The organism is Shewanella sp. AC91-MNA-CIBAN-0169 (genome assembly GCF_040310165.1).
Taxonomy (GTDB): domain Bacteria; phylum Pseudomonadota; class Gammaproteobacteria; order Enterobacterales; family Shewanellaceae; genus Shewanella.
Genome location: NZ_JBEOPM010000030.1, coordinates 46040 through 55525, shown reverse-complemented (window position 1 = coordinate 55525; position 9486 = coordinate 46040). Strand labels below are relative to the sequence as shown.

The 9486-nt window shown below is 40.2% G+C and carries 7 protein-coding genes; 1 reads left to right on the top strand and 6 read right to left on the bottom strand.

Annotated elements, in window-relative coordinates:
- The 5 genes from AAEY98_RS19605 to hemC all read right to left on the bottom strand — a co-directional run.
- On the bottom strand, positions 1-1779 hold a 1779-nt coding region (locus tag AAEY98_RS19605), incomplete at its 3' end, for a retention module-containing protein (protein WP_351018979.1).
- 376 nt (positions 1780-2155) lie between these two features.
- Positions 2156-3325: a heme biosynthesis HemY N-terminal domain-containing protein gene (locus tag AAEY98_RS19600; RefSeq protein ID WP_192115370.1), complete on the bottom strand. Its 1170-nt coding sequence runs from the start codon at positions 3323-3325 to the stop codon at positions 2156-2158.
- Complete coding sequence (locus AAEY98_RS19595) at positions 3322-4572, bottom strand: uroporphyrinogen-III C-methyltransferase (RefSeq protein WP_192115371.1); 1251 nt, start codon at positions 4570-4572, stop codon at positions 3322-3324. Before AAEY98_RS19595 ends, AAEY98_RS19600 begins: the two co-directional genes overlap by 4 nt.
- Before the next feature lie 85 nt (positions 4573-4657).
- Positions 4658-5377 carry a uroporphyrinogen-III synthase gene (locus tag AAEY98_RS19590; protein ID WP_351018974.1) on the bottom strand — a complete coding sequence of 240 codons (720 nt, stop codon included), beginning with the start codon at positions 5375-5377 and terminating at the stop codon, positions 4658-4660.
- Positions 5378-5402: 25 nt separating this feature from the next.
- Positions 5403-6332 (bottom strand): hydroxymethylbilane synthase, encoded by a 930-nt coding sequence (gene hemC, locus AAEY98_RS19585; protein WP_162022194.1) that lies wholly within the window; start codon positions 6330-6332, stop codon positions 5403-5405.
- A gap of 272 nt (positions 6333-6604) precedes the next feature.
- Between hemC and AAEY98_RS19580 the strand changes: the two genes are divergently transcribed.
- Complete coding sequence (locus AAEY98_RS19580; RefSeq protein WP_351018971.1) at positions 6605-9064, top strand: class I adenylate cyclase; 2460 nt, start codon at positions 6605-6607, stop codon at positions 9062-9064.
- 70 nt (positions 9065-9134) lie between these two features.
- Here the strand turns inward: AAEY98_RS19580 and cyaY are convergent, their stop codons facing one another.
- Positions 9135-9470, bottom strand: coding sequence for an iron donor protein CyaY (gene cyaY / locus AAEY98_RS19575; RefSeq protein ID WP_101086282.1), 336 nt, complete (start codon positions 9468-9470; stop codon positions 9135-9137).
- Between the last annotated feature and the right edge of the window lie 16 nt (positions 9471-9486).

Below are 9486 nucleotides of genomic sequence, written 5' to 3'. Positions count from 1 at the left end.
TGCTGCCACATCGCCATCAACGGCGCTGTTTTCAGTAAAGTCATTGGCGACCACATCAATGGTAGGCGCATCGTTGGTCGGAGTGATCACCGGAGTATCACTGTCTTGGCCCGTTAAGCTGCCATCAGAGACGGTTAAATCAACCGCCGGCAGCGTGCCGCCGTTGTTAACCAAGTCAGCACCCGCTTGGGTTAATACCACTTCGCCGTTAACCAACGCGTAGTAACCGTCGTCATTGCTGCCAGGAGTAAAGTCAACCGTCAGTAAATCGCCGTCTTCATCAAAGGTGGTGTAGGTTGCTGCCACATCGCCATCAACGGCGCTGTTTTCAGTAAAGTCATTGGCGACCACATCAATGGTAGGCGCATCGTTGGCTGGCGTTACTTCAATGGTTAATGTTGCTGTTTCACCAGTGTTAGTCGTGTAAGTAATGACAGGAACTTGACCGTTCCAGTTTTCATTTGGGGTGAAGGTATAAGAGCCATCTTCATTGATGATCAGTACACCGCCCTCAAGTGTGACTTCTGTGCCAGCAGGATAGATTTGGCCGTCAACTTCAAATGTCACCACGCTTAAATCTGAATCAACATCACCGTCATTATCTAATACGTTACCTGTGGCGACAGTATCTTCTGCAACACTATTGCTGTCATTAACAAGTACAGAGACATCATCAGCGGGTGTTACTTCAATGGTTAATGTTGCGGTAACACCAGTATTGGTGGTGTAGGTAATAACAGGAACGGTACCGTTCCAGTTTTCATTTGGAGTGAAGGTATAAGAGCCATCTTCATTGATGATCAGCACACCACCATCTAGTGTGACTTCAGTGCCGGCAGGATAGGTTTGGCCGTCAACTTCAAATGTCACCACGCTTAAATCTGAATCAACATCACCGTCGTTATCTAATACGTTACCCGTTGCGACAGTATCTTCTGCAACAGTATTGGTGTCATTAACAAGTACAGAGACATCATCAACTGGGGTGATTTCAATAGTTAATGTAGCGGTAACACCAGTATTGGTGGTGTAAGTAATAACAGGAACTGTACCGTTCCAGTTTTCATTTGGAGTGAAGGTATAAGAGCCATCTTCATTGATGATTAGCACACCACCCTCAAGCGTGACTTCAGTGCCTGCAGGATAGGTCTGGCCGTCAACTTCAAATGTCACGACGCTTAAATCTGTGTCGGCATCGGTGTCATTAGCTAACACATTGCCAGAAGCAACTTGATCTTCGCCGACTGTAATAGTGTCATTTAATAATACTGATGGGGAATCATTTTCAGTAAGAGCTTCCTCTTGAATGACTGCTGTTGGGGCAGCAGCTTGTCCGGTTGTGTCGTAGCCAGAATCCGCAAGTGTTTCGTCACCATCTCTTGTTACAGCAACATAACCAAAATCACCTTGGTTGGCCGTTGGGGTGCCAGCCGCGGTTTCTGGTAAATCTGCAGTTGGGTCTTCTCCAGACGCAATCAATGCCTGTAAAGCTTCGATTTCATCTAAAGCTTGTTGATCTGCTACTTGTTCAACCACGGTATCATCGATGTTATCGGCTAATGTATTAATCGATTCGTCATTAGGAATGTTAGCGCTATTAAAAATAGTGCCGTCATCAAACGTAATCACGAAACCAAGGTTATTACTGCTGGCAACTATTGCACCAGTCGGCACAACTTGACCGAGTTGTAGTTCCTTAGTTTCATTGTTAATCGTTATTGTTACTGAACCTTCCGAAGCAGAAAGTATTCCATTTTTTGACGTAGTCATTGATCCCATTTGAAGCTCCCAACAGCTTTAATACACTTATAATACCAATACATTAATATGCATAATATATGCTTAATTAAATACTAGTATTAACATTAAAATTAATTTAGACACAATATGTTAATAATATCATCCGCTGCTAAAGTAGTCAATTTTTTGACGTTGTACCAACGTTAAATATATTATTGAAGATAGAGTTATAAAATAGATAAATACCACAGAGCATAAACTGATACCACACGTTTCTCCGTCATAAAAAGTTCACAATTACGGATTAGCTCTGCCACCATTATATCGGCAGATATAACATAAAATGAACAAATTGATGACAAAAAAGCCTGCAAGATTGCAGGCTTTGGATGTGTACAAAAATAATACTTATTGTTTACAGAATATTAGCTGCATTGCGATAGCTATGAGCCGCTGTCGAATTTTCGCCTAACTGTTCTTGTGCTTGGGCTAAAGCCAGCCATGATTGATGGGTTGGTGCTATGCGACATACATTTTGCCAATGAATTTTGGCTTGTTTAGTATCCCGACTCTGAATCGCTAGTCTTGCAAGGCACATTTGATAGTCAGCATCATTTTCATGAGTGGTTTCTAATTTACTGAGTAATTTACGTATATCTTGATCTTGAGCGGTAATTAAATCAGGTATTGCTGTAAATAACGCTGCTGATGGCGAAGCATTGAGTTGTTTATTAATTAACTTTAGCGCTTGATCTTTATGACCATACTGAACAAGTCCATGAGCATAAGCTAATATAAGTTCATCCTCTTTACGTTCTGACTTATTTAACCAATGCCAACATTTAGTTAACTCAGCTTCAGATACTTTTGCTGCATTGATCATTAAAATACTGTTGGTCTTAGTATTTAATTGGTTGAACTCTGTTTCAGCTAATAATTGACGCTTTTTAAGAATTGGTAACAACAACTTCAATGCCTGCCAATCGTGTTGTTGTTGATATAATTCTTGTGCCAATTTAAGCACTGGGGAGCTACTTTTGCTTGTAGGGTTCAGCTTATCTAATATTGCACGGGCCTTAATCAGTTCACCTTGTTTCATTAAATAACGGGTACGCGAAGTATAAACCGCTGTTTTTGCAATTGGGTTTTTCTCAGCTTGAGTTAAATAATGATCGCGAGCTGTAATATCACCTTGATAGTGTGCCGCTCTAGCTGCTGCAAATAGATTTAATACCGGAATTTCACCTTTTTCAGCCCCTTTTGCCATGGCTTTTTCTGCTGCTGACCAATCTTCTTCTGCCAACGCTAAAGCGCCGATTAACGTATGTTTTTTAGCGGCTTTTCTTCGCCATTGCTCAGGAAGATATCGGCTACTTAATACGATATTTAATAACAAGATGATTAACCATTCGAGTAATTGCAGCGCAAAATAAAACACAATTAAGCCAACAACACCTGTCACTAAGCTGGTTTCTATCTGATAGTCACCCATCGCGATGTAAATGTAACCGCTTTGCCCAATAATGAGTGGACTAAGACACAGTCCAATTAAAATGAGAACAACATAAACTAGCGTCTTAATCATTGCGTAGGCTCCCCAGTAGGCATAATTTCACCATAGATAACCAGTTGCTGCAGTAGTGGCGATGCTTGAAATTTATTGAGGGTAATCTTCTCGATGTTAACTTTGGCAAGCTTATCTAAAGACGCAATCATTGTTTTGGTCTTTGGATCACTTAAGTCAAAATACTGTTGTAACCACTTGTCTGCTAATGAAATAGAGTGTTGATAATTCAGTTGATCAAATCGGTACAATGCTAATTGTGCTTGCAATAATTTGTTGCGAATATTTTCGACCAAATACCATTGCTGCTCAGGTGATAATAGTGGTTCTAGATCAGTAGTCCGTTTACGGATAGTGATGAATCCATCAGTTAAATCGTGCCAAGTTCGGGCCAAATTCTGTTGCCAGTCATCAATTGAATCAGTTACTTGTTGAGTGCTTTTATTGTCAGCAAAATTTTCATCAACACGATTTAATGGTAATTGTGTTAAGCCATCAATAAGGGTATCTAAGTCAAAGATAGTATTGGTGATGTCAGTCGTTTTTAATGCTTTAACTTTGGTGATGTCATCTGCTAACGCTTTGCGTAATACTGTTAATGCAGGATCTTTCATCGCACTAATGCGTTCATCTGCCGATTGTAATAAACCAATAGCGGTTTGTGGATCGTTTTCTAACCACAGTTTTCTACCCGCCATGCGTACAAGGTATTCAGCTTCTGATGCCATCCAATGGTTAGGGCTGCGCTGTGCAATCACCGCAACACGCTCTTGCAATTGTTTATTCGACTGCTGCAGTTGGGCTAATTTCGCATAAGCTTTGGTATCATTCAGTTGTTGTTGCTCTAACGTGCCAATGCGTTTATTCGTTGCCATTGCCGTTTGCTGTAATTCATATTTTAACGATTTATTTTGGGTTACTTGCTCAGAGATATTTTGCCCTAACTGAGTTTGGCCATTACTTTGTTGATCCAGTTGCAAATACAGCCAATAACAAGCTGCAATAGCCACTATTGCTACGAGTAAACTGAACAGTACTCCAAGACGGATCCACCAAGAACTAGGTTTCGCTTTGCGTCGACTATTATTTACAGGTGAATTAGCAGAGGAGTTTGCCTGGTTATTATTGGTTTTGCTGTCAGCAGATTTTTGGCTGGTTGCATTGCCTTTTTTGGTCTGTGCCGGTTTTTCTACAGGACTTGGTGCAGGAGAAATTACTTTCTCATCCTTGTGAGCTGGCGGGTTTGGATCTTTTTTATTGTTTTCCATGAACAGTCCTTGAAAGCAAAAATACAACCAATAAAAGCAATATTAATAAATGCGTGTCGATGCAAGATAACAATACAATAACAAATTATAACGCAAGACTCGCTAGTATAGCTTGAGTATTTGCTCCATTTGCATTGGTAATGTGGCTTAAGCCCATTGCTTTTGCTTGTAATTCGACGCGATTACTGGGGACTATAATATGACATGCACGTAGCCATGCAAATAATTCTTTTGGTACAAGCTCAACTAAGTTGGATAATATTTCACCGCTGGTGACAACGATGGTGTCAATTCCAAACGATTCCCACTGCTGAGTTATCGCTTTAGCATCAAGTTTTGGTATGGCTCGTTGATAGACTTGCCAATAGTTAACATTGGCGCCTCGCAGTCGTAACTGCTCCGCAAGTGTTTCTCGTCCGCCTAAACCCCGAACAATGATAAATGATTGTTTATCGACATTCTGTAATTGAGCTAGCGATAATAAACCTTCACTATCTTGATTGTCTTCAGGTGAGGTAAAAGCATTGATATTGTATTGAGCTAGACTATCTGCCGTAGCTTGACCTACTGCAAAATAACGACAATGAGTCGGAAATTGTTGTTGTAATTTTTGCGCAGCAAAGTCCACTGAATTAGTGCTAATAAATAGTAAGTTGTCAGTGTTATTTAAGTGGGTAGGATCGAGTTGTTCTGTGGTTTCTACAACCGATAATAGCGGAGTAACAAGATAAGCAACGTCTCGCTGCGAGAGTTGCTCTTGCATTGCTTGATTGCGCCCTTGTGGGCGCGTTAACAAGACTTTCATGGTCTGTTATCTTGATGACACAAGATTAACTGGCATACACGGCATCTAAAATAGTTTTAGCACCGCGACTCAGTAAATCCTCTGCAAGAGACTCCCCAAGTGCAACCGCATCGGTTTTAGAGCCGGAGACAGTACCTACAATTATTTGGCTACCATCAGGATTACCAACTAAACCTCGTAGAGTTAAGTTATCACCGTTTATTTCAGCAAAAGCACCGATAGGGACTTGGCATCCGCCTTCTAAACGAGTATTCATTGCTCGCTCAGCAAGTACTCTATAACGGGTTTCTAAATGTTCAAGTGGTGCTAATAACGTTTTAACGCGCACATCATCAGTACGGCACTCAATTCCTACGGCACCTTGGCCATTAGCAGGCAGTGATTCTTCGGCAGAAATAAAGTTAGCGATACGTTCCTTTAGCTTTAAACGAATTAATCCGGCGGCTGCTAGAATAATTGCATCATAATCACCGCTGTCTAGCTTGGCTAAACGGGTACCGACATTTCCGCGTAAATCTTTGATAACTAAATCAGGACGAGCAGCTCTAATTTGGCACTGACGGCGTAAACTGGATGTACCTACCACCGCGCCTTGTGGCAATTCGCTGATAGATTTATAACTGTTAGACACAAATGCATCACGCGGGTCTTCACGTTCACATATAACTTGTAAACCTAAACCTTCTGGAAACTCTACCGGTAAGTCTTTCATGGAGTGCACTGCAATATCGGCACGATTTTCAAGCATGGCAACTTCCAGCTCTTTAACAAACAGGCCTTTGCCACCGATTTTAGCTAAAGGAGTATCTAAAATGACATCACCTTTAGTACTCATTGGTAATAACTCAACGGTTAGTCCAGGATGAATACGCTCAAGCTCAGCTTTAACAAATTCAGCTTGCCACATTGCAAGTGGACTTTTACGTGTTGCGATACGAATTATATTTTCAGACATGGTAGTAGATCCATCAGATAGCCTCATTAAGGTAATGCTATCATCGCTCAAGCTTTGATGTAACAAATCGATGGTAATTGTTTGAAGTGTGTAGGGCTTATTTTTGATTACTATTGTTTGTTAGTGACGAGTTAAACAAAAACAAATGTTGCGACGATCACTATTTAAGCAAAAGTGTGATCTTGATTGGCAATAATGGCCATTAACGGTTAGTCTTTTATAATGAGTAGTTACCAGATAGTTGTATTAGAGAAAGAAAAAGGAAGTCAGCCTTGACCGATAAAACGGCACATTATCAAAAGGATTTAGCTGAAAAACTAAATTGCACCAGATTAGCTCGAGCACTTAATGTACTTACTAATTTGCAGCAACATTTATTTCATCTTATTCCCTTCCTAATACACCATAATCAAATTGATGTTCCCGGTATTATTGATCCTGACACACCGTGTGGTGTCCACGGTTTTATCTTATCAGATGCGATAATTTCAGCATGTGATTTCTTATCTTTATCTATTCCTGAGACAAACCAGCCAAGTGATTGTGTTTTTGAAGGCGTATATGCCATGGGAAGCACCGCTAGTTTTGGGCAGAACCCACAAAGTGATGTCGATATATGGCTGGTTTACAATAGTCAATTGACTCAAGAGCAGCTTAAATTAATTGAATATAAGAATAAACTCATCAGTGACTGGTTTGCAGGTTTTGAGTTTGAAGTGAACTTTTATCTGGTGCATCCGATGCAATTTAGAGAATGCAGCGCATTTGATAATTGTCAGCCAGTAGGATTAGAACATAGTGGCAGTAGTCAGCACTGGCTATTATTAGAAGAGTTTTACCGTTCTCACATTCGGCTTACAGGTAAAGTTGTTGCTTGGTGGCCCGATGCCGACAGTCAAAATACAGAGTCTGATGTCAATTTACTTTATCTTGGCGATATCAATTCTTTGCCAGCGGCAGAATATTTTGGCGCCTCATTATGGCAACTGTATAAGGGGCTTAATAAGCCTCATAAAGCATTATTAAAAGTGTTGTTGCTGGAAACTTATGCCTCGGAATACCCCCATACAACACTGATTACCCAACAACTTTGGCAATATTGTGAACAACAAGATTTTAGTGTTGATAACGATGCTTACTTACTGCTTTATCAGCGTATTGAAGCCTACTTGATTGCTCAAGGTGATGACAATCGTTTAGAAATTGTCAGGCGTTGTTTTTACTTAAAATCGGGTGTCACGTTATCGTGTTTATCACCTCATAGTGCAGCGGACTGGCGGGTAGAAAAAATTAGCTCTCTGGTTAAGCAGTGGACATGGAGTCATGAGTTAGTGGCCACATTGGATAATAGCCCTCATTGGCATGCAGGTCAGTTAAAATGGTTCAATCAGCAACTTAGTGAACTGTTATTAGTCAGTTATAAGAATCTATTAAAATTTGCTTCAAAACAAACGCTAAGCGAACGTATGCGGGTTGAAGAATTAGGCTTGTTGGCGCGTAAATTACACACTTATTTTAGTGAGGATGAACATTTATTACAGCCTCTGAACCGCTTGTGGAGTTTATCGACTGCTGAAAAATCGTTGACTATCTTTCATTGCAAGCAAGCATCACGTTTTTATTTATATCGTCAAGCTTATATTGAACAGGATCCGTCTCAAGCTGTTGTGCACAATCAAGGAAATGAGTTCGATAATCATCCCATTCACGATGCGGATAATATATGCAGTTTAGTTGCCTGGTCAGTGTTGAATGGACTCGCAACGGTAGAGACTAAATGGTTTCAAGTTGGACGAGGTAAAAGGCGGACAGATAAATTAAGTTACCTAACGCGTAAACTTATCCCTGTTATGCACAATGTACCAACGGTCTATAAGCGTGATTTATGTGAACCATGGTGCTATCAAAAAATTGTGTTGATTACCAATATGGATAAAGATCCGACCACTCAATTGAATGAACAAGAACTGATGTTGGAACATGTTAATGCCAACATTCTATCCTTCGGCCAGACAAAAATCAGTATGTTGTCATCGGTGGCGGTTGTTTGTTTAAACAGTTGGGGAGAATGGCAGAGTCATCGTTTTAATGGGAAAACCGCATTGCTCGAAGCGATTTCATTTATTATTTTGGGGCTAAAACGTTCAAATGAGCAAGTTGATTTATCAATTATTAGCTGCTCGGCAAAATTAAAACAACCGATTTTTAATCAACTTAAAACCTTACTGTTACGTTGTTATGGTTTAATGAAAAAGGTCAATCAGACAAATACATTGATGCATCCGATAACGATAGGCGATCAACATTATAGTATGCATTTCAATTCATTAGGTATGATGTATCGTAAAATTGATTCCACAACAGGTACAGAAAATCTTAATTCGTCTGTGTTGCCGTATGCTGATTTAGCTGACCATTCCCATTTGAATGCGCCATCGGTGATCCAAAAGTTCATCGCCATGGGGGCGAAGCAGTATTTTTTACGCGAACGTCTTCAAACGCTCGATGTGTTCATTGCAGACGAGCATAATCAGCTTGAACATTTACAATACCAACACACTAGTATTAATGATTTTGTTGCCAAAGAAAGTCATTTGTATGTATTCGACGAGCAAAAGCAACGATCCCCTGTGTTTAATATGCCGCAGTTTTTTCAGCTTGTGGATATTGAAGGCAAGTTAACGGTAATACCTTTTGGTTTGTCAGTAGATGAGATGGGCTCAGCATTTTAAGCAAAAGCCCAATCTCAATGACAATTTAATGACTCACTTAGTGCTATCACACACTAAGTTCTTACGAGGTTTATGCGTTTATCTCGAGCAAAATGCCACTTTGTTTATTGATGGCATCAATCACAAAAGACATAAATTCCAAGCCATTACGGGTATCTAACCATTTACCATCTTTGTAATTAAAGTGATAACCACCTGATTTTGTCGCCAGCCAAATTTCATGAAGAGGCTCTTGTTTATTGATGACGATTTGCGAACTGTCTTCAAAAGCCAGCTGTAAAACATTGCCACTGGCGTTGATATCAACATCGGCATCTTGCTCGTCAATCGCTTTTTCTACCGCGTTCTCTATTTCGCCAAACATTTCATCGGCTAATCGATGAAACTCAGTATCTGTAATAGCCATGTATTTCTATCCTTTG

Excerpts from the sequence above, each read along its gene's own strand:
- AAEY98_RS19595 (WP_192115371.1), bottom strand. The coding sequence starts at position 4,572 with ATGGAAAACAATAAAAAAGATCCAAACCCGCCAGCTCACAAGGATGAG.
- cyaY (WP_101086282.1), bottom strand. The coding sequence starts at position 9,470 with ATGGCTATTACAGATACTGAGTTTCATCGATTAGCCGATGAAATGTTT.
- hemC (WP_162022194.1), bottom strand. The coding sequence starts at position 6,332 with ATGTCTGAAAATATAATTCGTATCGCAACACGTAAAAGTCCACTTGCA.
- AAEY98_RS19590 (WP_351018974.1), bottom strand. The coding sequence starts at position 5,377 with ATGAAAGTCTTGTTAACGCGCCCACAAGGGCGCAATCAAGCAATGCAA.
- AAEY98_RS19600 (WP_192115370.1), bottom strand. The coding sequence starts at position 3,325 with ATGATTAAGACGCTAGTTTATGTTGTTCTCATTTTAATTGGACTGTGT.